A 24301-nucleotide genomic window follows, 5' to 3' on the forward strand; every position below is an offset into this window, starting at 1 on the left:
ACGGTGGGTTGCCGCAGCCCGCGGTCGTGCCGCACCATGGGAGCGCGCGCCCGATCCGTCCGCTCGGAAGACTGATGCTCACCACCACCGCCTCCCCGCGTCGCCGGCTGCTGCTGCAGACCACGGCGACGCTCGCACTCCTGCTGCTGGTCGGGTTCACGGTCCTGATGCACTCGATGGCCGGGCACACCGCGGCCCACGAGCACTCGACGGCTGCTCCGATGGCCACCGCCGAGCACGGCCACGTCGCGACCGCCGAGCACGGCGAGCACGCGGCGCCCCAGACCGCGATGATGACCGTCCTCGCCGACGCCGGCTGCGACGGTGGCCTGTGCGCACTGATGTGCTCCCTGATGGGGATGGCCTGCGCGCTGACGATCACGCTGTTCACGTGGGTGCTGCTGCGCGCACGGACCGGCGGCGTCCTCGCACTGCTGTCGCGGCTGCTCGCGCTGGCCGGCCGGCAGCCACGCCGCATGGCGGCACTGAGACCACCGTCACCCACGGCGTTGCAGGTCATCCGGATCTGATCCGCCCTGCGGGACCCCACCCGCGGAGGGTGGCTCCCGCGTGCCCGGATCCGGGAGGCGTCCGCCTGCCCGGAACACCTGACGCATCCACGGGAACGGAAGACCATGCACACCACCACGACCACACGCACCTTCGCGATCGCCGCCGCGCTGACCCTGGGCCTCACCCTCGCCGGGTGCTCCACCAGCAACACCCGCTCCGAGGCCGGTTCGTCCTCGTCGTCGACGCCGGCCGCGTCGGCGCACGACGACCATGACGTGACGTTCGCGCAGATGATGCTGCCGCACCACGAGCAGGCCGTCGAGATGAGCGACATGCTCCTCGCGAAGGGTGACGGCGTCGATCCGGACGTCGCTGCCCTCGCGGAGCAGATCAAGACCGAACAGTCGCCGGAGATCGAGCAGCTCACCAGCTGGCTCCGGGCATGGGGTGCGCCCACCGCGTCGAAGCACTCCGGGACGGGGTACGCCATGTCCGGGACGATGTCCGATTCCGACATGACCGACCTCGACCAGGCGTCTGCGCAGGACGCCGGGAAGCTGTTCCTCGAGCAGATGATCCAGCACCACGAGGGCGCCGTCGAGATGGCGAAGGCCGAGGTCGACGAGGGCCGGAACGCCGAGGCGGTCGCGATGGCGAGGTCGATCGTGTCGAGTCAGACCGAGCAGATCACCCGGATGCAGGACATGCTCGCGGCGATGTGATCCCGGCGTGGATCGCGGCGGGCCGACCGGCACGCCGTGATCCACGCCGTCCCGTCATCGCCCGAAGAGCCGAGCGAAGATCCCGCCGCCGGACTGCTGCCGTTCGTGGCCCGCGCAACGGTCCTGTCGTGGCACCCCGCGCATCACCTGGTCGACGTGCTGCCCGCACCCCGCCCACGTCGTCTTCCCGCACGTCCTGCAGGTCACCTGTCGGCACATCGTCACTCCATCCGTCTCGACGTGGTCGCGAGCGCGACCACTTGCAGGAATATACCCCCGGGGGTATCTTTCTCGACATGAGGACGATCATCATCGGTGGTGTGGCGGCGGGCATGAGCACCGCGACGAGGCTCCGACGCCTCGACGAGGCCCGGCAGATCACGGTGTCCGAGCGGGGCACGCACGTGTCGTTCGCCAACTGCGGCCTGCCGTACCACGTGGGTGGGGTGATCCCGGAGCGGTCGTCGCTGCTGCTCCAGTCGCCGGAGTCGCTGGCCAGCAGGTTCGCCCTCGACGTCTGCGTGCGCCACGAGGTGGTCTCGATCGACCCGACGGCACGGACCGTCACGGTCCGTGACCTCACGACGGGCGCCGAGCGGATCGAGGCGTACGACGAGCTGGTGCTCGCGACCGGCGCCACGGCCTCGCCGGGTCCGTCTGCGGAGCACGTCCCCACGCACACGCTCCGGAGCGTCGAGGACGTCGACCGTATCCTCGCGGTCCTCGAGCAGGCGGGGCCCGAACCCCGAGTGGTCGTCGTCGGCGCCGGGTTCGTCGGGCTCGAGGCCGTCGAGAACCTCCGTGCGCGCGGTGCGCAGGTGACCCTGGTCTCCCGCGGCCGACAGGTGCTGTCGCCGCTCGACCCCGAGATGGCCGCGCCGGTCCTGCGCACCCTCCGGCGTGCCGGCGTCGACGTCAGGCTCGGGGCGACGGTCACCGGGGCAGAGCCGGGGCGCGTCCACCTCAGCGACGGCAGGAGCATCGACACGGTGCTCGTCGTCGAGGCCAGTGGTGTCCGGCCGGACCGCTCGCTCGCCGACGCCGCGGGCATCGCCGTCGGTCCGACCGGCGGGATCGCGGTCGACGGACGCCACCGTACCTCGCAGCCGCACGTCTGGGCGGTCGGCGACGGCGTCGAGAAACTGGATCAGCTCGACGGTGCTCCCACCCTGGTGACGATGGCCGGACTCGCGAACCGGCACGGCCGCGCCGCCGCGGACGACATCGCCGGTACCGAACCCGAGGACGCCGTCCCCGCCCTCGGCACCGCGATCCTGGGCCTGCTCGGGACGACGCTCGCGCTCGTGGGCTGGAGTGAACGCCGACTCGTCGCGGCGGGACGGCCCCACCGCGTCGTGCACACACACCCGGCATCGCACGCCGCCTACTACCCGGGCGCGGAGTCCATGGCGATGAAGCTCCTCGTCGACCCGGCGACCGATCGGATCCTCGGTGCGCAGATCGTCGGTGGCGAAGGGGTCGACAAGCGGATCGACGTGATCGCCGTGGCGATGGCCGCAGGACTGACCGCGACGGCGCTGTCCCAGCTCGAGCTGGCGTACGCACCCCAGTACGGATCCGCGAAGGACCCGGTCAACATGCTCGGCTACGTCGCGGAGAACACCGCCACCGGTGCCACCCGCACCGTGCAGTGGCACGAACTCGCCGCCGCGCGGGACGACGGTGTGGTGCTGGTCGACGTCCGCAGCCCCGCCGAGCACGCCGCCGGCGCGATCCCAGGCTCGGTGAACCTCCCGCTCGACGAGCTCCGCCTCCGTCTCGGAGAACTCCCCGACGGGCCCGTCGTCGTGCACTGCCAGGTCGGCCAGCGCGGCCACACCGCCGCCCGACTCCTCACGCAGCTCGGGTACGACGTCCGCAACCTCGACGGTGGCTACGCGACCTGGACCGCGGGAACCGCCGCCGCCTGACCCGACGTGCTCCCGACCGCCACGCACCAGACTGGAGAGACCATGCAGCAGATCACCGTCGACCAACTCGCCGCGACACCCGGCGCGCACGTCATCGATGTCCGGGAACCGGACGAGTACCGCGCCGGCCACGTGCCCGGCGCCGCGAACATCCCCCTCGCGCAGCTCGGCGACCGCCTCGGTGAGATCCCGACCGGTGCGCCGGTCCACGTCGTCTGCCAGTCCGGTGGCCGCAGTGCCCGGGCCACCGAGGTGCTGACCGCAGCCGGGTTCGCCGCGGTCGACGTCGCCGGCGGCACCGCTTCCTGGCGGGCAGCAGGACACCCGGTGGACGTGGCATGAGCGGCGCGGACCGTTCCCTGCACGACGGGGCCGCCGTCCGGAAGGTCGCGAACCGGCTCAAGCGCGCCCAGGGCCAGCTCGCGGCGGTCATCGCCGCGGTGGAGGGCGGCGGCGACTGCCGCGACGTCGTGACCCAGCTCGCCGCGGTCAGCAGCGCCATCGACCGCGCCGGCTTCGCGATCATCTCCACCGCCATGCGTGAGTGCATCACGGATGCGCCGGAGGCAGGCGGGCAGGAAACCCCCGAGCGGCTGACCGTCGACGAACTCGAGAAGCTCTTCCTCACCCTCGCCTGACGGGCGTCCGCCCCGACGTGGCCACGGACGGACGGGAGGCACGGTGTCAGCCGGCACCGTGCCTCTCGTCCGGTGGTGGTGGGATCACCACCAACGCGAGCCAGCAGGCGGCCGCTCGACGGCGCGGCGCGCGGCGCCGCTCGGGACCGCTACCGACTGCGGAGGATGCCGAGGAACTCGTCGGCCATGGCCAGGTGCTGTTCCAGCCGAGCGCGCCGCTCCTCGGTGTCGCGGACGTACTCGTCGAGCTGTGTCCGGAGACGAGCCCGCTCGGTGGCGTCCGCGGTGACCGCGAGCGCGTCGACGACCGCGAGGAGATCGGCCATCTGGTCGAGCGTGAATCCGAGGGGCTTCATGCGTCGGATGATGAGCAGGCGCGCGAGGTCGGTCTCCGTGTAGAGGCGGAAGCCTCCCTCGGTGCGGCCGGACGGGCGCAGGAGCCCGACCTCGTCGTAGTGGCGGATCGTGCGGTTCGACAGGCCGGTGCGGTCGGCGAGCTCGCCGATGTGCATCGTCGTCGGTGCCGGGTCGTCCGTCATCGTGCGTGCCTTCCCCTGGCCGTGGTGCGTCCTGGAGAGCGTAGTGCCCGGCGGCGCGCAGCACCCCCTTGCGCAGCAACCCTTCCGTCGCGGTAAGGTTGGGACGTTCCAACCTTTCCGCAACGGAAGAGTCGGGACCGGTCGGACGCTCCGACGCCGCCGGCCCTGCGCGATGACGCGCCCCACGAACAGCTCTCGCGGGCGCAGCGCCCGCACCCCTCATCCGAAGGAGAACCGTGACGACCGTCACGCAGTCCGTGCCCGTCCAGGCACATCCGAGTCCCACCGTCCTGTCCGCACTGCGGAACCCGAAGATCCTGCTCCGCGAGGTCCTCGCCGGCCTCGTCGTCGCCCTCGCCCTGATCCCTGAGGCGATCTCGTTCTCGATCATCGCCGGCGTCGACCCCCGCGTCGGGCTGTTCTCGGCGTTCGTGATGGCTGTCGTCATCTCGTTCGTCGGCGGCCGCGCAGCAATGATCACCGGTGCCACCGGAGCCATCGCCCTCGTCGTCGCCCCGTGATGAAGGAGCACGGCCTCGACCACCTGATAGCGACCGTCCTCCTCGGCGGGATCTTCCAGCTCGTCCTCGGCGGGCTCGGTGCGGCGAAGCTGATGCGGTTCGTGCCCCGGTCCGTGATGGTCGGGTTCGTCAACGCGCTCGCGATCCTGATCTTCACCGCGCAGCTGCCGAACATCATCGGCGTCTCCTGGCTGGTCTGGCCGATCGCCGCCGCCGGCATCGCGATCATCGTCCTGCTGCCGCGACTCACGAAGGCCATCCCCGCACCCCTGGTCGCGATCGTCGTCCTGACCCTGGTCACCGTGTTCGCGTCGATCGCCGTCCCGACCGTCGGCGACGAGGGCAAGCTGCCCGACAGCCTCCCGACGCTCTTCATCCCGAACGTCCCGGTGAACCTCGAGACGCTCACGATCATCGCCCCCTACGCACTCGCCATGGCCCTCGTCGGGCTGCTCGAGTCGCTGATGACCGCGAAGCTCGTCGACGAGGTCACCGACACCAGCTCCCGCAAGACCCGTGAGGCCCTCGGGCAGGGTGTCGCGAACATCGCCTCCGGCCTGTTCGGCGGGATGGGCGGCTGCGCGATGATCGGCCAGACGATGATCAACGTCGAGGCCTCCGGCGCCCGCACCCGCATCTCGACGTTCCTGTCCGGCGTGTTCCTGCTCGTCCTCGTGGTCGGGCTCGGTGACGTCGTCGCGATCATCCCGATGGCAGCCCTCGTCGCCGTCATGGTGATGGTCTCCGTCGGCACCTTCGACTGGCACAGCATCACGCCCTCCACCCTCAAGCGGATGCCCGTCGGCGAGACGATCGTGATGGTCCTCACCGTCGTGATCGTCGTCGCCACCGACAACCTCGCCATCGGCGTCATCATCGGTGTCATCGCCGCGATGATCGTCTTCGCCCGCCGCGTCTCCCACTTCACCAACGTCTCGCGGAGCATCGAGACGCTCCCGAACGGTGAACAGCACGCGCTCTACGCGGTCGAGGGTGAGCTGTTCTTCGCCTCCTCCAACGACCTCACCACCCAGTTCGACTACTCCGGCGACCCCGAGCTCGTGATCATCGACATGACGAAGTCGCACGTGTGGGACGCCTCCACCGTCGCCGCGCTCGACTCGATCGAGACGAAGTACCACCAGCACGGCAAGCGGGTCGAGATCCGCGGCATGAACGACGCCAGCCAGGCCTTCCACGGTCGCCTCGCCGGGAACCTCGGCTCGGGTCACTGAACTCACAGACCTCCGCCCGGCCCCACCTCTAGGGCACCGACTGAACGGGCGGAGCAGCGAGGCCGGTTCCTGATCCGCCGGCCTCGCGGCGGGCGCCGTCGCGTCGTCGACCGGCGGTGCTCGCACACGATCCCTCGCGAGGAGCCAGCAGTGACGAGACCACCGACCATCCACGACGTCGCCGCCGCGGCGCACGTGTCCCACCAGACCGTGTCCCGCGTCCTCAACGGCGCGACCAACGTCCGACCCACCACGAGGGCTCGCGTCCAGCAGGCGGTCCACGCGCTCGGGTACGTGCGCGACGACCATGCTGCGGCACTCGCACGCCGACGGCGGATCCACGCGGCCGACGACGCGCTCGCGTGGGTGTGCGACGGGCTCGACGCCCCGCAGCAGCACGACGACGCCTCCGCTGAGCAGCGCCGTTGATCGAGGCGCGCGGGTCCCTGTGTCACGAGCTTGTCGAGCTCTCACATGAAAGCATTGCAATCGATGCATGTGTCGAGTTCAATGGCACCACGCCGTCGTCACACACACAGGAGGACCCCATGGCAGGCACCGAGACCCACGCCGAGCACACCATCGCCGAACACCAGCACGCGGCTGACTGCGGCCACGAAGCCGTCCAGCACGACGACCATGTCGACTACCTGCACGACGGTCACAAGCACGCCGAGCACGACGGACACTACGACGAGCACTGAGCCGGTTCCAGCACGGGCGCTCTCCCGGCCGGGAGGGCGCCCGTGCTGTGGCGACGCATGTCCGCGGACTACTGTTTCCGTGTGACACCCCGAGCGAACCTCGAACCTGCGGCCGAGCTCTTCAAGGTCCTGTCGTCAGCGTCGCGACTGCACCTGCTGTGCCTGCTCCGGGACCACCCGACGACGGTCGGGGGCCTCGCGGAGGCCGCTGGGCTCTCGCAGCCCCTCGTGTCCCAGCACCTCCGGACGCTCCGGGCTGCCGGGCTGGTCGCGGTGGTCCGACACGGTCGCGAGGCGGAGTACTCCCTGGCCGACGCGCACGTCGCACACATCGTGGCGGATGCCGTGACGCACACCCTCGAGGAGCACGTTCCGCTCTCGTGACCGGGGTCGGGGAGCAGCCAGCGACAGGACCCACGAGCGGTTCTCCCGGTCACCGCGCACCGGCGCGTCCGGTCCGCACGGGGGTCGGTGCGGACCGCTCATCGAGCGCGCCGCCGCCGGTGTCGCACGGTGAGAACGAGGCCACCGGCGCCGAGGAGCACTGCGGCGGCGATCGTGCCCGCACCGACGGAGGCGCCGGTGAAGGCGAGTCCGCGGGCGCGGGACCCGCTGGTCCCGGTGGGACTCGATCCGTCGCCGCTCAGCGCGCCGGGTGACCGGTCGGCTCCGCCCGCCGGACCACCGCCGCTCGACCCGCCGCTCGACCCGCCGCTCGACCCGCCGCTCGACCCGCCGCTCGACCCGCCGCTCGACCCGCCGCTCCCCGGCGTACCGCCTGGGTCGGCGCGGACGTGCTCGGTGGTCACGACCGCGGCCGTGACGTCCGCTCCGAGCCCGGCCACGTCGGTGAACCGCAGTGCGCGGACCGACAGGGACCGGGGGCCGGTCTGCTGGTCGTTCAGGACGAAGGTCCCGGTGCCGCCCGGGACCGTGATCCTCGTCCCGGCCGCCACGGCGCCGGCGGCGACACGGGTCCCGGCCACCGACCCGCCGGCGGTGGTGACGACGGTGGCGGACGGCGTGACGACGACGTGGACGTCGCGGAGGTCGACGGCTGCCCGTGTCCCGGGGTAGAGGACCAGGTGTGCCAGGCGGGCCTCGCCGCGGTCCCGCGTCGAGTGCACCTCGGCGTCGCTGGCGCTGACCTGCCCGAGGGTGCCGTCGCCGACGACCGCGGTCGTGGAGTCGGTGGCCGCTGTCCCGGCCGCGGGGCCCACGAGGGGCCGCGGAGAGACGTCGCTCGGGCCGGTCGTCCGGACACCGTACGCCGACCACGTTCCGACTCCGCCCTCACCAGGAGTGGCGGTCGGAGTCGACGTGGGGGTCGGGGTGGGCGTCGGGATGGTCCCACCGCTGTGCTGCGCCGGGATCGACACGACGCCGAGGCGGACGTCGGGGTACTCGCCGGTGAGGTCGCGGTAGTGCAGCGCGGTGAGGGTCACGCTGCCGTCGTCGTGTCGGACGCGCTCCCCGAAGTCGATGCGCACGCGCGGGGTGCCGCCCGGGGCGAGACCCGTGTAGACGTCGGTGGAGGTGTTGACCCAGATGCCGTTCGCGAACACCGCGTCGGCGGTGTCGTCGAAAGTCACGGTCATCGCGCCCGACGTGTCGACGTGTGCGTGCAGCCCGGCGATCCGCAGCGCTGTCCACCGGTACTCCGCGAGCGGGTCGGTAGGTGCTCCCGGGAGCTGCTGGAAGGACGACACCGCGACGTCCGAGCCGCCCGCGTCGTCGGACGAGACGGTGACCCCCGTCGCGACGGAGGGTGAGCCGTCCGATGCCCGTGCCGTGGCGACGGTCCGTGTTCCGGTGCCGCGGACGGCGGGCTGCCCGTCGATCAGGACCGTGCCGTCCGGCGCGGTGACCGTCACGCCGCTGACGGACCGGCCGGCCGCTGTTCCGGATCCGCCGGGCGCTCCGGACCCACCGCCCGGTGTCGGTGTCGGTGTCGGTGTCGGCCAGGCTGCGGCACCGGCGCAGGTCACCGACCCGGCCCTGATCCGCCAGATCTCCGACGCGCCGGCCTCGGCCTCGATGCGGAGCCCGACCGTGGTGCTGGACCCGTCACCGTCCGTCGTGGTGCTGCCGACGAGGACCTTCGTCGCGCCGTACACCGACGGCGGCAGATCGGTGCTCCATCCGAGGTGACCGCTGGCGGCGGCGGTGACGTCGGTCCCGCCGATCGCGAGGTGGCCGAACGTCACGGTCTGTTCGCCGTCGGGGCTGCAGGTGGCGCGCAGGTCGGTGAAGGTGACCGCGGGCCGGTCCCGGAGTGTGAAGGTCCCCGAAGCGATGGTCGCTTCCGCGCCGTCTGGCCCAGCGCTGACGTGCAGGCCGGACGTCCGGGTGGTGTTCAGCTTGAGGACGTCACCGGTGCCGGCTGCGTCCGCCGTCGCCGCGGGTCCGTCGTGCCAGGCGGCGGTCGGGGTCGGGTCGATCAAGGAGCCGCCGTCGATGTCGACCACCTCGACGCCGGCTGCCCGGGCGAGCGGCGCGCTGTCCGCGGCGATCGCGGGGACGGTCACGCCGATGCCGAGGAGCCCGGCGACGACGATGCCGACGACGACGGCGATGCGGTCGCTGCGGTTCGCGCGACGATGCGTCATCCGGCTCACCGTCCGGCCTCCGTCGCACCGAACCGCTCGATGAATGCGCGTCCGTCCGGGACGCCGAGGCCGGTGACGTCGTCCCAGCCAGGACCCGACTGCAGACTCTGCGGTCGTGTGTCCCACATCGCGATCGTCTCCGGCCAGAGTGCGCCGGCGTCGGGGCCGCGCGGCGACCACGTCGCGGCGGAGGTCGGGCGGACGTCGCGGAGTGCCGCGGTGCCGCGGAGCGCGAAGAGCGCGGGGCTCGCGAGGCCGATGCGACGTCCGGTGACGGCCTTCGACATGGCGACCATCGACGCGACCATCGGCGTCGCGAGGCTCGTGCCCCCGTGCGCCGCGTACTCCGTCCGCCCGTGGTGCGGTCCGTAGGTCACGAACCCGGTGTCGGGATCGGCGATCGAGGCGACGTCCGGGACGAGGCGCCCGGTGCCGCCGCGACGGATGTCGTCCCGCTGCCAGGTGGGTCGGGCGGAGGTGCCGGACTCGCCACCGCCGGCGCCGTAGGCGAACCCGGGCGGGATCACGGCGCCGTTCCGGGCGAAGCGGGTCTGCGTCTCCCATCCGGCCTCGACCGCGACGGAGCCGTCCGCAGCGAGGCCGGTGCTCGTGCCCCCGACGGCGGTCACGTACGGGCTGGAGGCAGGCGAGGCGACGGAGGCCCCTGCACCGTGGTCACCCGCGTCGCTGTAGTCGCCGTCGTTGCCGGAGGACGCGAACACCGAGATGCCCTGGCTCGCGGCCTCCACCAGCACCCTGTTCAGGAGGGCGCGGTCGTCCGCGGTGTCCAGCTGTTCGGTCGACCCGAAGGACAGGCTGATGACGTCGGCGTGGCCGTCCTCGACGACGTCGAGGATGCGCGAGTACATGGCGGTCGTCCCGCAGTCGGCCGCGCCCCAGTAGTCGACGGTGGCGTCCGGCGCCATGGCGTGCACCGCCTGGACGTCCAGGTGCTGCTCCTCGGTCCAGGCCTCCGGGCCGCCGCAGCGGTCCACGTCGGGGGCGTCCGGGGCGTGGTTCCGGTACTGCCCCGCGGTGAAGGGCTGTGTTCCGGTCGCCCGGGCGTAGGTGTCGGTGTCCTGCTCCACGTCGGGGTCGTCGAACGCCGCCACGATCGCGATGCGCGCACCGCGACCGGTGACGTCCGCGGGCAGGTGGTGGACCTCGCGCAGCTGCGCCGGCCCGTAGCCGCACAGTGCGTTCGACCGGTGATCGACGACGACCGAGGCGGGCCAGTCGGTCGTGACCTTCTCGCCCCAGTAGGCCGCGCAGGTCCCGTCGTCCGCGAGGACGTGGCCCCGCACGGTCGGGGAGGTGCCCCTCGCGACCTCGGTCGGGCGGATGGTGTCCGCGACCACGACCCCGGCGATGCCCGTCACTGCTGCGAGCTCGCGAGGGACCGACAGCGGGCGCTCCGGTGCGGTCACGACGGTGCCCTGTGCGGTGCGGTACCGGGCGAAGGTGGTGTGGAACGCGTCGGCGACCTGGTCGACCGGACCCTCGACCGGGATCGACGCCGCGGCGGGGCGCACGGGTGCCGCGTGCAGTCCGTGGTCCTGCAGCCACCCGCGGATCGACGGGGCTCCGGCGAGCCGATCGGGAGCCAGGAGGACCGAGAACGAGACGGAGCCGGTGCGGGCCGTGCCGGTGCGTTGCACGCCCGCGGGCCAGTGGGGAACGGACCCGGCGAGCGGCCGGAGGGGAGCGTCCGGCGGGACGGGGTGGAGCGCGAGGGCTCCGGTGAGCACGGCGGTGACGGCCAGTGCTCCGAGGACGAGGGGTGGGCGCATGGGGTCCACTTCTGGGGAGACGGAGGAGAACGGGGAACGCGGCTGGCTGCCGCGTACCGAACTGTAGCGCCTGTTGAGAATCGTTATCAACAAGCGCTCGGGTGGTCTGCCCGCACCCTGCCGGGGGCCCGGTGCCCGACGGCTACCGCGCGGCAGCGCCCGCCAGGCCTCGAGCGCGGTCGAAGGCCGCCGCGTGCTCCGTGCGGAGGATCGACCAGCCTCGGGTGGTGTCGATCGACCGCGGTCCGTCGACCGGTGCCGCGAACCCGTGCTGCACCCGGGGGACCGGCTCCCCGGGCAGGTGGAGCTCCTGCGTGAAGCCCCCGGTGTCCGGCGCGAACCCGAGGACGTGCGTCGCGACGTCGTCGCTCCAGTCGGTCGACGGCAACGACGTGAACTGCACCCGCCTCGGCGGGTCCAGGGGGAGCGTCGCGGACACGTAGCAGCCGTGGTGGTCCTCGCCCGGCGACAGGATCGTGTAGGTCCCGCCCTCGCGGTAGACCAGCAGGGCCTCGGCGAACGGCTTGGCGTGGAACATCGCCGTGTAGCGGAGGGCTTGTGCATACACGGGGGCGCCGAGGCGCAGGGAGATGGTCGGTCCGGACAGGGTCCGCTCCTTTCCTGGTGCGCGTCGCGGGTCCGCGACGTCGCCTCCAGTCTGCCCCGCCAGACGATCGTCTGGTGCGGTCGTCCGCACCAGTCACGACCGTCACCACCCGTCGGACGGGAGGCACGGTGCCAGCCGGCACCGTGCCTCCCGTCCGTCGGTGGGAACCCGGGTCAGCGCGCCAGCAGGCGGGCGGTCCACCCTGCCAGCGCGGCGACCGCCGCGCGTGACAGGACGGCGTCCGGGACCATGCTCGTGGAGCCGTGGAAGGCACCCGGCCAGACGTGCAGCTCTGCGTCGACCCCGGCGGCCCAGAGGGCGCTCGCGTACGCGACGGTCTCGTCGCGGAACACCTCCGCGCTCCCGCAGTCCAGGTACGTCGGCGGCAGCCCGGACAGGTCCGTCGCACGTGCCGGCGCGGCCGACGGATCGACGGCGTCGGTCCCGCGGCGCTCGCCGAGGTACGCGCCCCACGCGACGTGCATCATCTGTCGGTCGGCGACGCCGACCCCGTCGAACTGGCGGCCGGACACCGTGTCGTCGCGGTCGTCGAGCATGGGGGAGACGAGGACCTGCGCCGCCACCGCCGGACCCTGCCGGTCGCGGGCGAGCAGGGTGACGCCTGCTGCCAGCCCGCCACCGGCGCTCTGCCCGGCGACGACGATCCGCGTCGGGTCGACGCCGAGCTCGACGGCGTGCTCCGCGAGCCAGACGAGGCCGGCGTAGGCGTCCTCGACCGGGTAGGGGTCCGGGTGCTCGGGGGCCAGCCGGTAGTCGACGCTCACCAGGACGACGTCGTGGTCGCGGAGGAGCCAGTCGTCGAACGAGTCCAGGTTCCCGAGGTGGTGGCCGAACATCATGCCGCCGCCGTGGATCGAGTAGACGGCGGGGACGGGGCCGGTCGAGTCGGTGCGCCGGATGACGGCGAGGTCGATCGGGTCGCCGAGGTGGCCCGGCACGGTGACGCTCCGCCGGTGGTAGCCGAGTTCGTGCAGGTGGGCGTCGAGCACGGCCTCTGGGACCTCGAGGGCACGCATGCGGGGGAGCGCCTCGGGCGTGAGGGGCATCGGACCCCGGGCCTGCACGGCGGTGAGGAACACGGCGAGCTCCGGGTCGAACGGCGGGCGGACGGTGGACTCAGACATCGGTGGACTCCTGGTCGGTGTGGTGGGACGGGGTGACGGGCGGGTGGGCGGCCGGATCGGCTGCGGGTCGGCCCGTGGCCGGCCTGGCGGCTGGTTGGTCGTCGGCCTGCTCGGTGGCCGGCCCGGCGGCGGATGCGTGCTGGCGGGCGCGGAGCATCCCGGCCGCCACGAGTGCGGCGGCGACCACGGTGAGGGCGACGCCGGCGACGGACAGTGCACCGCCGACCGCCGCACGGTGGGCCGCGTCGAGGTGCGCGGCGGCGACGGCCCCGGGGACGAGCGCCGCCAGGACGGTCCCCGCGACGGCGACCCCCGCGGCGGTCGCGACCTCGCTCGCGGTGTCGACGAGCGCGGCACCGACCGAGGTGCGGTCCGCGGGGAGCCCGGCGAGGACCTCGGCCCCGGCGACCGCGCCGACGACCCGCATGCCCGCTGCGACGAGCACGAGCGCCACGACGACCACGGGGTAGCCGAGCGGTGTCGCGGCGAGGGAGACGGCGAGCCCGAGCACCACCGCGGCCGAGCTCGTCCAGGCTGCCGTGCGCAGGCCGACCCGACGGACGAACGGCCCGACGAACCGTCCGCTCACGAGCAGGACGACGACCTGCGGCAGGGTCCCGATCGCGGCGAGGGCGGGCGGCCACCCCCACACGACCTGCAGCTGCAGGGTCACGGTCCACGAGAGCCCGGCGGTCGCGAGCCCAGCGGCGGCCTTGTAGAGCAGTCCGCTCGCGACGAGCGGACGCGCGACGAGCCGGAGGTCGAGCAGCGGGGCGGCGGCGGTCCGCTGTCGCACGACGAAGGCGGTCGCTGCGGCGAGCGTCGCGGCGATCGCCCACCACGTGAGCGGTCCGCCGCCTGGTCCGCCGGCCTGCCCGCCGGTTGCTCCGCCGGCCGCGACCGCGATGGTGGGCGTGACGAGGACCCCGGCCGCGGTGGCCGTGCCGAGGACCGCACCGAGGACGTCGACCGGGTCCCGCCGCAGGTCCGACCGCCGGTCGGCGACGATCCCTGCCCGGATCCCGACGAACGCGACCACGGCGACGGGCGCGTTCGCGACGAGCAGGACCTGCCACGGGGCCACGGCGAGGACGAGGCCGCCCACCGTCGGTCCGGCTGCGAGCCCGACCAGGCCCGCGGTGGAGATCACGGTGAGCGCTCGGACGCGCAGGTCCTCGGCGTCGAACAGGCGGAACGCGAGGGCCATCGCACCCGGCGTGGTCATCGCCGCGGCGACGCCCGTGAGCGCGCGGACGACGATCAGCCCCTCGACCGAGGTCACGGCGAGTGTCGCGACGCTCACCCCGGCGAGCAGGACGAGTCCGACGAGCATGACCCGGCGGCGACCGAACCGGTCGGCGACGGCGCCGAACAGGAGCATCAGGCCGCCGAACGCCAACGAGTACGCGCCGGAGACCCACTGCAGCGCGGGCGTCGATGCGCCGAGGTCGCGCCCGATGGTCGGCAGGGCCACGGTGAGGACCGAGTTGTCGAGCATCTCGAACAGGAACACGGCGGACAGCCCCGCCAGGGCGATCCAGGCGTTCCGCAGACGTTGCGGTGACCCCGGACGGATGATCGGTACGGACACGGGCGCACTCCTTCGATGAAGAAGTGGCGACTCCCACGAGTCACGTACGCGCTGCCGCCGATCGGGACCGGAGGCTTTTTCCCTCTGGCGCCGACGGTAGCGCAGACCGGTCGAGCGCGCTAGTGGACGTCACACGGCGTCACCGTCGGACACACATCGACACGTCCCTTCCGCGGGGCGACCGACGCTGCCACGGTTCCGGCATGGCGTACATCTGCTTGCTCCTCTCGGGAGCCGCCCTCCTGGTCAACGGCCTCACCCTGCTCGGACGGGTGCCCGGTCGTGACAGCGGCGTGTTCAACGTCCTCGTCGGCGGCCTTCAACTCGTCCTGTGCACGGCCGTCGCCGTCACGGCGGACGGCTCGCTGCCGGCCCTGCTCGCGATCGCGGGCACCTTCCTGTTCGGCCTGACCTACCTGTACGTCGGACTCGACGCCCTGACCGGGCTCGGGTCGGCCGGACTCGGTTGGTTCTGCGGGCTCGTGGCTGGCGTCGCCGTGGTGTTCGCCGTGACGAACGCCACGGTCGACCCCGTCCTCGCCGTCCTCTGGGCGACGTGGGCCGGGCTCTGGTCGCTCTTCTTCGTGCTGCTCGCGCTCGGCCGGCCGATCGGTCGGTACACCGCGTGGGCGCTGGTCCTCGCCAGCCAGACGACCACCACCGTCCCGGCGCTGCTCGGGCTGTCCGGGAACTGGCCGACCGGGCCCGTCTGGACCGCTGCGGCAGCCCTCGTCGCCGTCGCCGTCTTCGGCGGGGCCGCCGTCCTGGCGCGCCGCCCCCACCGGTCGGGGTCCGCGTCAGACCAAGCGCAGACCGCGACCCCCGCCGTCGCCTGACCGACGCGACACCGCCAGGACCGTCACCCCAGACCCGTCACACCAGCCCGAGGAGCCACCATGACCACCACCACCACCACCACCGCCACGACCACCGCCACGACCGCACCGACCACCACCCCCGACGACGAGACCCTCGCCGCCCGCTTCCGCCCGATCTTCGACCGCATCGCCGCCGGCGCGAGCGCCCGCGAGCAGGAGCACCGCCTGCCGCACGACGAGATCCGCGAGCTCGCCGCCGCGGGCTTCGGCGCCCTCCGCGTCCCCGTCGAGTTCGGCGGCGCCGGCGCGACCCTGCCGCAGACCTTCCGGCTGCTCACGGAGCTCGCCGCCGCGGACAGCAACATCCCGCAGGCGCTCCGCGGCCACTTCGCCCTCGTCGAGGACCGCCTGGTCGCCCGCTCCGGCGAGCGTGACGCGTGGCTCGAGCGGTTCGGCCGGGGCGAGATCGCCGGCAACTCCTGGACCGAGGTCGGCGCCGTGCAGATCGGCGACGTCATCACGAAGGTCACGCCGCAGCCGGACGGCACCTTCCGCATCAGCGGGCAGAAGTACTACTCGACCGGCAGCATCTTCGCCGACTGGATCGACACGTACGCCGAGCGCACCGACACCGGGGAGCGGGTCATCGCCATCGTCGACGCGCACCAGCCCGGGGTCACGCACGCCGATGACTGGGACGGCTTCGGGCAGCGCACGACCGGGTCCGGTACGAGCACCTTCACCGACGCGGTCGTCGCGGCCGACGCGGTGATCCCCTTCGACGACCGCTTCAGGTACCAGACCGCGTACTACCAAGCGGTGCTCCTCACGGTCCTCGCCGGATCGGTGCTCGCCGCCGAGCGCGAAGTCGCGCTGCAGGTACGGAACCGGAACCGGGTGTTCTCGCACGGCAACGCCGACACGTTCGCGACGGACCCGCAGATCCTGCAGGTCGTCGGCGAGGTCTCCGCCGCCGGCTTCGCCGCGTCCGCGATCGTCGACCGCGCCGCCGAGGCGCTGCAGACGGCGTACGAGGGCGCCGCCCTCGACGAGACCGAGGACGAGCGCCGGAACGACCGCGCGGAGCTCGCGACCGCGCAGGCGCAGGTCGCGCTCACGACCCTCGCGACCACCGCGACGTCCCACCTCTTCGACGCGCTCGCCGCGTCGGGCGTGAGCACGTCGAAGAACCTCGACCGGCACTGGCGGAACGCCCGCACCGCGGGGAGCCACAACCCGTGGGTCTTCAAGGCCCGCATCGTCGGCGACCACGCCGTCAACGGCGTGGAACCGCCTCGGGTCTGGGCGATCGGCGCGACCCGGTCCCGCTGACGTCACGGGCCGGCTCGCGTCGAGCGCGACCCACCATCGGACGGGAGGCCCGTGGCGGCGCCGCAACGGGCCTCCCGTCCGGCTCCTGGTCGCGATCGCGACCACCCGCGTGTCGGAGGCCGCCCCGTATCCTGACCGGGGCCCGCTGATCCGGTGCCCGGGAGGAACTGCCATGAGCATGGAAGGCGCGGCCTGGAGCTCGCTCTACAAGATCTCGTCCGCGAAGGAGGGCACGCGGGGGATCTCGCGCGCCTCCGTGAAGCGGATCATGACCTTCGCGGTGCCCTACCGGACCCAGCTCGTCGTGTTCATCGCCCTCTCGGTGGTCGGTGCGTTCCTGGCCGTCGCGACCCCGGTCCTCGCGGGCAACGTCGTCGACGTCATCGTCGCCCGCGGTGCCGTCGGCACGATCGTGTGGCTCGCCGTCGTCATCGCCCTGGTGGCCGTCGCGGACGCGGCGGTGTCGCTGCTGACCCGCTGGTACTCGGCGCGGATCGGCGAGGGCGTCATCCTCGACCTCCGCACCGCGGTCTTCAACCACGTGCAGAAGATGCCGATCGCGTTCTTCACCCGGACCCGCACGGGCGCGTTGGTCAGCCGGCTCAACAACGACGTGATCGGCGCGCAGCAGGCGTTCAGCGGCACGCTCTCGGGCGTCGTGACGAACCTCGTGGCGTTGATCCTCACCCTGACCGTGATGCTCAGCACGTCGTGGCTCGTCACCGTGCTCGCGATCGTCATGCTCCCGCTGTTCCTCGTCCCCGCGCGTCGGATGGGCGGACGCCTCGCCGCCCTGCGTCGCGAGGCGGCCGACCACAACTCGGCGATGAGCACGCAGATGACGGAGCGGTTCTCGGCGCCCGGCGCCACCCTCGTCAAGCTGTTCGGCCGACCCGACGAAGAAGCCGAAGAATTCCGCGTCCGCGCCGCGCGGGTGCGGGACATCGGCGTCCGCACGGCGATGCTGCAGTTCGTCTTCTTCACGGCGCTCATGCTCGTGTCCGCGCTGGCCCTGGCGCTCGTGTACGGCCTCGGCGGCACGCTCGCGCTCGGCGGGCAGCTCGACACGGGCGAGGTCGTGACGCTCGCGCTCCTGCTCACCCGCCTGTACGCGCCGCTGACGAGCCTGGCGAACGCCCGGGTCGAGGTGATGAGCGCCGTGGTGAGCTTCGAGCGCGTCTTCGAGGTGCTCGACCTCGACCCGCTGATCAAGGAGCGCCCGGACGCCGTCACGGTGCCGGACGGCCCGGTCTCGGTCGAGTTCGACGACGTCCGGTTCGGCTACCCGTCCGCCGACAAGGTCTCGCTGGCCTCCCTGGAAGAGGTCGCGACGCTCGACACCCGTGGCGGCGACGAGGTCCTGCACGGCCTGTCCTTCCGGATCGAGCCCGGGCAGACCGTCGCCCTCGTCGGCACCTCGGGCGCCGGCAAGTCGACCGTCGCCCAGCTGCTCTCCCGCCTGTACGACGTCGACGGCGGTGCGGTGCGTCTCGCCGGCACCGACGTCCGCGACGTCACGTTCGCGTCGATGCGCCACACGCTCGGCATGGTGACGCAGGACGGGCACCTGTTCCACGAGACGATCCTCGCGAACCTGCGGCTCGCCCGACCCGAGGCCACCCTCGACGAGGTCTGGGACGCCGTCCGCCGGGCCCGGCTCGAGCCCCTCATCCGCTCGCTGCCCGACCAGCTCGACACCATGGTGGGGGAGCGCGGCTACCGGCTGTCCGGCGGGGAGCGCCAGCGGATGACGATCGCCCGGCTCCTCCTCGCACAGCCGCGCGTGGTCATCCTCGACGAGGCGACGGCGGCGCTCGACTCCACGTCCGAGGCAGCGGTGCAGGCGGCGCTGAGCGAGGCACTCGAGGGTCGCACGGCGATGGTCATCGCGCACCGGCTCTCGACCATCCGCAGCGCCGACCAGATCCTGGTGGTCGAGGACGGGTCGATCGTCGAGCGCGGGACGCACGACGAGCTCCTGGCCGCTGGCGGCCGGTACGAGGAGCTGCACCGCACCCAGTTCGCGGTCCAGCAGGCCGTCGCGGCCGAGGCCGAAGCGGCGCTGAGCGAGCGTTAGCCAGGCCCGACCGAACCGGGCCGCCCGAGCTGCTCGAGCGGGTTGCGGGCGAGCTTCTCGACGACCCCGCCGTCCACCAGGCGCCGGGCCGCCGTCGTCGGCTTCCTCGCCGCCTGGTCGACCACGCACGCGCCGAACTCGGCGGCGAAGTCGCCGCGCGGGTACGCCGTGAGCACCTCGCGCAGGAACGCCTCGGGGAGCACGTCCGGTTCGGCGCCGGACACGTCGAGCCCGGTCGCCCGTTCGAGCAGGTGTCCCTCGACGTCGAGTCCCACGTCGACCGACGGCCAGTTGTGCCGGACGACGACGTCGAGCACCCGGTGACGGCGCTCGGCGTCCCACCCCGCCCCGGTCGTGAGAGCGACCGCGACGTGGCCGCCAGCGTGCTCGTACGAGATCGCGTGTGCGTCGAACTCGGGCACGGTCCCGACGTCGTGCAGGACCGCGGCGACCCAGAGCAGTTCGTGGTCGACGCCGACGATGCCGTCGTGCACCGCGAACGCCTCCGCCCAGTACCAGGAGCGGATCCCGTGCGCCGTGATCGCGGGCGGCTGGTACTCCTCGGCGAGGACCCGGGCGGCGCGGGCGGCAGCGGTGTCGGGGACGACGAAGTCTGCGATGCGCATGACGCGATCCTGGCACGGGGGCGCGACGGCACGGCGCCCGATGACGCGGCGTCACGGCGTCCGACGGCGCGACGCGCTTTCCGGCGGACGGTCGCGACCGCGGTCCGATCGACGCACGCCCACGGACGCGTTGCGCACGGCAACGCCGCTCTGAGCGTCGATCGGGGGACAGGGACGCCCCGGAACGACGGCTTCCTGGGCGTCTCCTCGGAACGAAACGGGGGACGTGACGATCCTCGGATGCAGTCCGTCCCACTCGTGAACAGCATCCGCTGGGAACACCCGGCGGACACCTCGGAAGGAGCACACACATGGCTGACACCACCAACCTCACCACCGCCCGTCCCGCCGCCGGCACCGGAAACGTCTCGGGCAAGACCCACATCGAGGACACCGTCGTCGAGAAGGTCGCCGGCATCGCCGCCCGCGAGGTCAACGGCGTCCACTCGCTCGGCAACGGTGCCGCCCGCGCCATCGGTGCGATCCGCGATGCCATCGGCCAGCGCGACCACGGCCAGGGCGTCAAGGTCGAGGTCGGCGAGAAGCAGGTCGCCGCCGACGTCGTCATCGTCGCCGAGTACCCGGTCCCGCTGCAGCAGGTCGCGGACGGCGTCCGTTCGTCCGTGAGCCGCGCCCTGACCCAGATCGTCGGCATGGACGTCGTCGAGGTCAACGTGACCGTCCAGGACGTCCACATCCCGGGTGACGACGACGACAACGAGGACAAGAAGGAGTCGCGCGTTGAGTAACACACTCGTCGGCGCCCTGATCGGCGCCATCCTGGCCGTCGTGGCCCTGCAGTTCGGTTTCTGGGGCTTCGTCCTGGTCATCGTCTTCGGTCTCGTGGGAGCCCTCGTGGCTGCCCTGGTGACCGGCAAGATCGACCGCGGCGCCCTGACCGACGTGCTGACCGGACGCCGGAGCTCCCGGTGAACGCCGGCCCGGAAGGCGTCCACACGAGCGCCGTCCCGGGCCGGGTCGAGATCACCGCCCGAGCCCTGACGACCCTCGCCCGTGCCGCGTCCGCGGAGCGCCTCGGCGTCCCCGCCAAGCGACTGCGCATCGACGTCGGCGACCACGCCGGCAGCCTCGCACTCGACGTGACGGGGCCGATCCGCGAGCAGCCGGACATCCTGTCCGCCGCCTCGCGGGCAGCCGATGCCATCAAGGCGCGGGTGTCGGAGTTGTCGGGGCGGCAGGTGGGCAGTGCCCACATCGAACTGACCGGGATCGTGCGTGAGCACGAGGACCGGGTCCGGTAACAGGAGGAACTGATGAGCAGCACTTCTTCGCTCGAGCGGCGCCTGCGCCGCCGGAGCGTGCACCGGTCCCGGTCCACCGCGGTCGCGATCACCCTGATCGTCACCGTCCTGGTCGCGGCGTGGATCGGTGTCGAAGCGGTCCTGAAGGCCATCGGCCAGCGCCCCCTGCTGGCCGACCCGCAGACCATCGTCGACGCCGCCCTGCAGCCCGACGCCGCGTTCACGACCATCGCCGAGGTGACCGCCGCCGTCCTCGTGATCGCCGGGATCGTCCTGATCGTCCTGGCCCTGGGGCCCGGCCGGCAGCCCCGCTCGGTCGTGGACCACGACCGGGGCGCGGTCGTGATCGACACGAGGATCCTGGCCTCGACCGCCGCGAACGCGGCCGCCCTCGCCGCCGGCGTCCCCGAGTCCAACGCATCCGCGTCGGCACGTGGGCACCGCACCGAGGTGCGGGTGGTGCCCCTGTCCGGCATCCCCGTCGACACCCACGTCGTCCAGCAAGCCGTCCAGGACCGTCTCGGCCGGCTCGGCGGCAAGCACGGCACCCACGTGAAGGTGCACGTGGAGCAGAAGGGAACGCTGGCATGACCACCACCAACCGCACCCTGAACCGCATCATCCTGCTGCTGCTGGGCCTGGTCGCGGTCATCGTCGGGGTCACCATCGGCGCCGGGGTCCTCACCCCCGTCCGCGACGCCCTCCAGCCCTCCTTGACCCTGCCCGACAAGGTGAGCGTCCCGGCGGCGTCGCTGTGGATCATCGCCGCCGTGTGCGCGGTCGTGATCGTCCTGGCGCTGATCGTGGTCTTCACCCGCGGCGGCGGCGGCACCAGTGTCGCTGCCCGGACGAAGACCGGGGACGACCAGGTCACCGTGAACGTCGCCCTCGTGCGGGACGTCATCGACCACGAACTCGACGGTGTCCACGACGTCGTCGCCGCGAAGGTCGACACGTACACCGTCAAGCAGCAGCGCGCCGCCCGGATCCGGGTCCACGTCCGCCGCGGCGGGGACGCCGTGAGCGTCCTCGACGCCGTCGACCACGCCGTCAACACGTTGGACACCACCCTCGGCCAGCAACTCCCGGTCCTGGTCCACCTCACCGGCGGCACCAGAACCGCACTGGCCAAGACCACCCGCGTCCACTAGGACGCCGGACCCCACCACCGCAACACCGCTCCACCACCGGCCGGGAGACGCCCGACGTCTCCCGGCCGAGTGCTGCCCGGACGCCCGTCCGGTCATCCGTCATGCCCGCAGAAGGAGGCACCCCGAATGGCACGGAAGAACACCCCCGGCGCGGTCAGCGCGTCGACCTCGGAGCAGCGCCGCGAGGACGCCGCGACCTGGAGCCCGCTCGCCCGCTACCTGTCCGAGTGCTTCGGCACGTTCCTGCTCGTCCTCGGCGGCGTCGGCACCGCGCTCTTCGCGGCGAACTTCCCGAGCGACACCGACAACCAGTCCGGCGTCGGCTTCCTCGGCGTCGCGCTCGCGTTCGGCCTGACGCTCGTCGCCGGCATCGCCGCCGTGGGACACATCTCCGGCGGCCACTTCAACCCGGCCGTCACCCTCGGCCTCCTCGCCGCGGGGCGCACCGACGTCAAGCACGTCCCGGGCTACATCGTGTCGCAGGTCGTGGGCGGACTCGCCGCGACGAGCATCATCGCGATCGTGCTCTCCGGCAAGGCCGGGGCCTTCTCCGCCGCACACGACGCGGGCTTCGCCTCGAACGGCTTCGGCAGCGCGAGTCCAGGCGGCTACGGCCTCGGCGCCGTCTTCCTGACCGAGGCCGTCCTGACCGGGGTCTTCATCGCGGTCATCCTGTCGATCACCGCGAAGCAGGAGTACCAGGCCCTCGCCCCGATCGGCATCGGCCTGACCCTGACCCTGATCCACCTCGTGAGCATCCCGATCAGCAACACCTCCGTGAACCCCGCACGTTCGATCGCGACCGCGGTCTACGGTGGGGCCACGCCGCTCGCCCAGCTGTGGGTGTTCATCGTCGCTCCGATCGTCGGCGGAATCGTCGCCGGCCTGATCGTCCGCGTCGGCGGACGCCGCCGCATCACGAGCTGACCCACCCACGCGAGAGGAGACCACCGTGCGCAACCGCATCATCGTCATCGGAGCCATCGTCCTGATCGGCTTCTGGATCGGGTCCCGGTCCAACCGTCCGGTCGTCAAGAAGACCAGCACCGCCGAGACGATCCGCAAGGCCTGGAACGACCCGCACGCGCGCAAGCAGCGCGCGAAGCTCCGCAAGAAGATCGAGAAGGCCGCGTCGCACTGACGGGCGCGCGCCCGGACGGACGGGAGGCACGGTGCCAGCTGGCACCGTGCCTCCCGTCCGTTGCGTGGTCGCGTCGCGACCGCCGCTACCGCTGCACCGCGTACCGGTGCAGCACCACGCCGTTGTCGAAGGCCTTCGTCTCGAGCAGGTCGAGCAGGAGCGGCGGGCGGGAACCCGACGCCGGCGGGTCGAAGAGCGGTCGGCCGCGTCCGAGCACGGCGGGGTGCACGAACAGGAGCAGCTCGTCGATGAGCCCGGCGTCCAGGAGCTGCGTCGCGAGGTTCGCCCCGCCCACACCGACGTCCCCGTCACCCTCTGCGCGGATCCTCGCGAGCTCGGCGATCGAGTCCCCGTCGGCACCGATCACCCGCGTGTGGTGGTCGGCCTCGGTGCGGGTCCGCGACACGAGGATCTTCGGCTGCGCGGTCCAGATCTCGGCGTACTCGCGCTCCACCGGCAGTGAGTCCTCGTCGGAGCGGGCGTCCGGCCAGTAGGGGTCCATCATCTCGCGGACGATCCGGCCCTCCACCGAGAGCGACATCGCGCGTGCGCGGTCGTTGAACTCCTGGTGCAGCTGCTCGTCGATCCGGACCCAGCCGGGGGCGTCGGGGCCGGCGTGCTCGCCCGCCTCCGCCTCGATGTACCCGTCCACCGAGACGTTCATCCAGTACACGAACCGTGCGGGCATGGGGACTCCTTCGTCGTGCCGGTTCCTCGTCGCTCGTTGACCGCGAGGGTAGCGCCCGCGCGGTCGGCTGTCAGCGTCCGTGGGCCGTCAGTCCTGGACGTGCTGCTCCGTCAGCGCCGCCGCGTAGGCCCGTACGGAGCGGTGGTAGCGGGGGAGCGTCGGCTCGACGGCCTCGATCGCCACGCGCAGGGCCTCGTCGACTCGTCCGGCGCTGTGCAGTGCGAGCGCCAGGAACACCCGCGGCGCCGCACCGGTCGCCGGGTGCTCGGGGGCGTCCCGGAGCATCGCGATCGCCTCGTCGACGCGGCCGAGGTTCCGGAGCGTGGACGCGAGCTGCACCACCATCTGTGCGGCACGGTCCGGGTCGACCGTGTCCAGGCCGGCGGCGGTCGCTGCCGCGTAGTGCTCGTGGGCGCCGGCCTCGTCGCCGCCGGAGTCGTGCGCGCCGCCGAGCTCGAACGCCCCCAGCGCCGGGTGCGGGGCCGTCGCGGCCAGCGCGCGCATCCGGTCGATGCGGTCCCGGTCGTCCACCGTCTCGTCGGCCCAGAGCGCGGCGACCCGCGCCTCCCACTCGTCGTCCCTGCTGTCCATCCGGCCACGGTAGCGGTGCGTGGTCCGGCCACCGGGCGCGGCTCGGCGGGCGCGCGGCGCACCGGGATGC

The 24301-nt window shown here is 72.7% G+C and carries 27 protein-coding genes and 1 pseudogene; 19 read left to right on the forward strand and 9 right to left on the reverse strand.

Annotated features, from left to right (window positions below):
• Positions 1 to 74 precede the first annotated feature (74 nt).
• From FB462_RS06750 to FB462_RS06770, 5 genes are all read left to right on the forward strand, one after another.
• Positions 75 to 530 (forward strand): hypothetical protein, encoded by a 456-nt coding sequence (locus FB462_RS06750; RefSeq protein WP_141860891.1) that lies wholly within the window; start codon positions 75 to 77, stop codon positions 528 to 530.
• Between the two features lie 105 nt (positions 531 to 635).
• A complete protein-coding gene (locus FB462_RS06755; protein WP_141860893.1) occupies positions 636 to 1235 on the forward strand; it encodes a DUF305 domain-containing protein in 600 nt (199 codons plus the stop codon).
• 296 nt (positions 1236 to 1531) lie between these two features.
• Positions 1532 to 3166 carry an FAD-dependent oxidoreductase gene (locus FB462_RS06760; RefSeq protein WP_141860895.1) on the forward strand — a complete coding sequence of 545 codons (1635 nt, stop codon included), beginning with the start codon at positions 1532 to 1534 and terminating at the stop codon, positions 3164 to 3166.
• A 42-nt stretch (positions 3167 to 3208) separates the two neighbouring features.
• The gene (locus FB462_RS06765; RefSeq protein ID WP_141860897.1) at positions 3209 to 3508 is read left to right on the forward strand and encodes a rhodanese-like domain-containing protein; all 300 of its coding nucleotides are present in this window, start codon (positions 3209 to 3211) and stop codon (positions 3506 to 3508) included.
• The gene (locus FB462_RS06770) at positions 3505 to 3804 is read left to right on the forward strand and encodes a metal-sensitive transcriptional regulator (RefSeq protein ID WP_058741446.1); all 300 of its coding nucleotides are present in this window, start codon (positions 3505 to 3507) and stop codon (positions 3802 to 3804) included. Before FB462_RS06765 ends, FB462_RS06770 begins: the two co-directional genes overlap by 4 nt.
• Positions 3805 to 3953: 149 nt before the next feature.
• On the opposite strand, the gene FB462_RS06775 is transcribed toward FB462_RS06770, so the two are convergent.
• On the reverse strand, positions 3954 to 4343 hold the full coding sequence (locus FB462_RS06775) for a MerR family transcriptional regulator (protein ID WP_141860899.1): 390 nt from the start codon (positions 4341 to 4343) through the stop codon (positions 3954 to 3956).
• A gap of 236 nt (positions 4344 to 4579) precedes the next feature.
• Here FB462_RS06775 and FB462_RS06780 point away from each other — a divergent pair.
• The 4 genes and pseudogenes from FB462_RS06780 to FB462_RS06795 all read left to right on the forward strand — a co-directional run bounded on the left by FB462_RS06780 (position 4580) and on the right by FB462_RS06795 (position 7187).
• Positions 4580 to 6099, forward strand: a pseudogene (locus FB462_RS06780) (SulP family inorganic anion transporter).
• Positions 6100 to 6249: 150 nt separating this feature from the next.
• A complete protein-coding gene (locus FB462_RS17865) occupies positions 6250 to 6528 on the forward strand; it encodes a LacI family DNA-binding transcriptional regulator (RefSeq protein ID WP_114851506.1) in 279 nt (92 codons plus the stop codon).
• 119 nt (positions 6529 to 6647) lie between these two features.
• Complete coding sequence (locus FB462_RS06790) at positions 6648 to 6803, forward strand: hypothetical protein (RefSeq protein ID WP_058741442.1); 156 nt, start codon at positions 6648 to 6650, stop codon at positions 6801 to 6803.
• An 81-nt stretch (positions 6804 to 6884) separates the two neighbouring features.
• Complete coding sequence (locus tag FB462_RS06795; RefSeq protein ID WP_229666829.1) at positions 6885 to 7187, forward strand: ArsR/SmtB family transcription factor; 303 nt, start codon at positions 6885 to 6887, stop codon at positions 7185 to 7187.
• A gap of 98 nt (positions 7188 to 7285) precedes the next feature.
• On the opposite strand, the gene FB462_RS06800 is transcribed toward FB462_RS06795, so the two are convergent.
• From FB462_RS06800 to FB462_RS06820, 5 genes are all read right to left on the reverse strand, one after another.
• Positions 7286 to 9412: a hypothetical protein gene (locus FB462_RS06800; RefSeq protein WP_141860901.1), complete on the reverse strand. Its 2127-nt coding sequence runs from the start codon at positions 9410 to 9412 to the stop codon at positions 7286 to 7288.
• Positions 9413 to 9417: 5 nt separating this feature from the next.
• Positions 9418 to 11202: a S53 family peptidase gene (locus FB462_RS06805; RefSeq protein ID WP_141860903.1), complete on the reverse strand. Its 1785-nt coding sequence runs from the start codon at positions 11200 to 11202 to the stop codon at positions 9418 to 9420.
• Between the two features lie 142 nt (positions 11203 to 11344).
• Entirely contained in the window at positions 11345 to 11770 is a 426-nt protein-coding gene (locus tag FB462_RS06810; protein WP_229666828.1) for a hypothetical protein, read from the reverse strand.
• Positions 11771 to 11982: 212 nt separating this feature from the next.
• Positions 11983 to 12954, reverse strand: coding sequence for an alpha/beta hydrolase (locus tag FB462_RS06815; protein WP_141860905.1), 972 nt, complete (start codon positions 12952 to 12954; stop codon positions 11983 to 11985).
• Positions 12947 to 14545, reverse strand: a complete 1599-nt coding sequence (locus FB462_RS06820) for an MFS transporter (protein ID WP_259549993.1) — start codon at positions 14543 to 14545, stop codon at positions 12947 to 12949. Before FB462_RS06820 ends, FB462_RS06815 begins: the two co-directional genes overlap by 8 nt.
• 203 nt (positions 14546 to 14748) lie before the next feature.
• On the opposite strand from FB462_RS06820, the gene FB462_RS06825 reads away from it, so the two are divergent.
• From FB462_RS06825 to FB462_RS06835, 3 genes are all read left to right on the forward strand, one after another.
• Positions 14749 to 15381 carry an AmiS/UreI family transporter gene (locus FB462_RS06825; protein WP_114851515.1) on the forward strand — a complete coding sequence of 211 codons (633 nt, stop codon included), beginning with the start codon at positions 14749 to 14751 and terminating at the stop codon, positions 15379 to 15381.
• A 60-nt stretch (positions 15382 to 15441) separates the two neighbouring features.
• Entirely contained in the window at positions 15442 to 16695 is a 1254-nt protein-coding gene (locus tag FB462_RS06830; RefSeq protein WP_141860907.1) for an acyl-CoA dehydrogenase family protein, read from the forward strand.
• Between the two features lie 172 nt (positions 16696 to 16867).
• The gene (locus tag FB462_RS06835; protein WP_141860909.1) at positions 16868 to 18772 is read left to right on the forward strand and encodes an ABC transporter ATP-binding protein; all 1905 of its coding nucleotides are present in this window, start codon (positions 16868 to 16870) and stop codon (positions 18770 to 18772) included.
• Here the strand turns inward: FB462_RS06835 and FB462_RS06840 are convergent.
• On the reverse strand, positions 18769 to 19398 hold the full coding sequence (locus FB462_RS06840; RefSeq protein ID WP_141860911.1) for an HD domain-containing protein: 630 nt from the start codon (positions 19396 to 19398) through the stop codon (positions 18769 to 18771). The two genes, FB462_RS06835 and FB462_RS06840, sit on opposite strands and share 4 nt — an antisense overlap.
• 311 nt (positions 19399 to 19709) lie before the next feature.
• Between FB462_RS06840 and FB462_RS06845 the strand changes: the two genes are divergently transcribed.
• The 7 genes from FB462_RS06845 to FB462_RS06875 all read left to right on the forward strand — a co-directional run bounded on the left by FB462_RS06845 (position 19710) and on the right by FB462_RS06875 (position 22952).
• Positions 19710 to 20147, forward strand: coding sequence for an Asp23/Gls24 family envelope stress response protein (locus FB462_RS06845; RefSeq protein ID WP_141860913.1), 438 nt, complete (start codon positions 19710 to 19712; stop codon positions 20145 to 20147).
• Positions 20140 to 20331, forward strand: a complete 192-nt coding sequence (locus FB462_RS06850) for a DUF2273 domain-containing protein (RefSeq protein WP_114850589.1) — start codon at positions 20140 to 20142, stop codon at positions 20329 to 20331. The genes FB462_RS06845 and FB462_RS06850 overlap by 8 nt, the downstream gene beginning before the upstream one ends.
• On the forward strand, positions 20328 to 20660 hold the full coding sequence (locus FB462_RS06855) for a hypothetical protein (RefSeq protein WP_141860915.1): 333 nt from the start codon (positions 20328 to 20330) through the stop codon (positions 20658 to 20660). Before FB462_RS06850 ends, FB462_RS06855 begins: the two co-directional genes overlap by 4 nt.
• 12 nt (positions 20661 to 20672) lie before the next feature.
• Positions 20673 to 21251, forward strand: coding sequence for an Asp23/Gls24 family envelope stress response protein (locus tag FB462_RS06860; RefSeq protein WP_141860917.1), 579 nt, complete (start codon positions 20673 to 20675; stop codon positions 21249 to 21251).
• The gene (locus FB462_RS06865) at positions 21248 to 21811 is read left to right on the forward strand and encodes a hypothetical protein (RefSeq protein ID WP_141860918.1); all 564 of its coding nucleotides are present in this window, start codon (positions 21248 to 21250) and stop codon (positions 21809 to 21811) included. The genes FB462_RS06860 and FB462_RS06865 overlap by 4 nt, the downstream gene beginning before the upstream one ends.
• A 126-nt stretch (positions 21812 to 21937) precedes the next feature.
• Positions 21938 to 22738 carry an aquaporin Z gene (gene aqpZ / locus FB462_RS06870; RefSeq protein WP_141860920.1) on the forward strand — a complete coding sequence of 267 codons (801 nt, stop codon included), beginning with the start codon at positions 21938 to 21940 and terminating at the stop codon, positions 22736 to 22738.
• Positions 22739 to 22763: 25 nt separating this feature from the next.
• A complete protein-coding gene (locus FB462_RS06875; protein WP_058743411.1) occupies positions 22764 to 22952 on the forward strand; it encodes a hypothetical protein in 189 nt (62 codons plus the stop codon).
• Positions 22953 to 23037: 85 nt separating this feature from the next.
• Here the strand turns inward: FB462_RS06875 and FB462_RS06880 are convergent, their stop codons facing one another.
• Together FB462_RS06880 and FB462_RS06885 are read right to left on the reverse strand one after the other, a co-directional pair.
• Entirely contained in the window at positions 23038 to 23640 is a 603-nt protein-coding gene (locus FB462_RS06880; RefSeq protein ID WP_141860923.1) for a dihydrofolate reductase family protein, read from the reverse strand.
• An 87-nt stretch (positions 23641 to 23727) separates the two neighbouring features.
• Positions 23728 to 24231, reverse strand: a complete 504-nt coding sequence (locus FB462_RS06885; protein WP_141860925.1) for a tetratricopeptide repeat protein — start codon at positions 24229 to 24231, stop codon at positions 23728 to 23730.
• Positions 24232 to 24301: the final 70 nt, after the last annotated feature.

Source organism: Curtobacterium citreum (assembly GCF_006715175.1).
In the GTDB taxonomy this organism is placed as follows: domain Bacteria; phylum Actinomycetota; class Actinomycetes; order Actinomycetales; family Microbacteriaceae; genus Curtobacterium; species Curtobacterium citreum.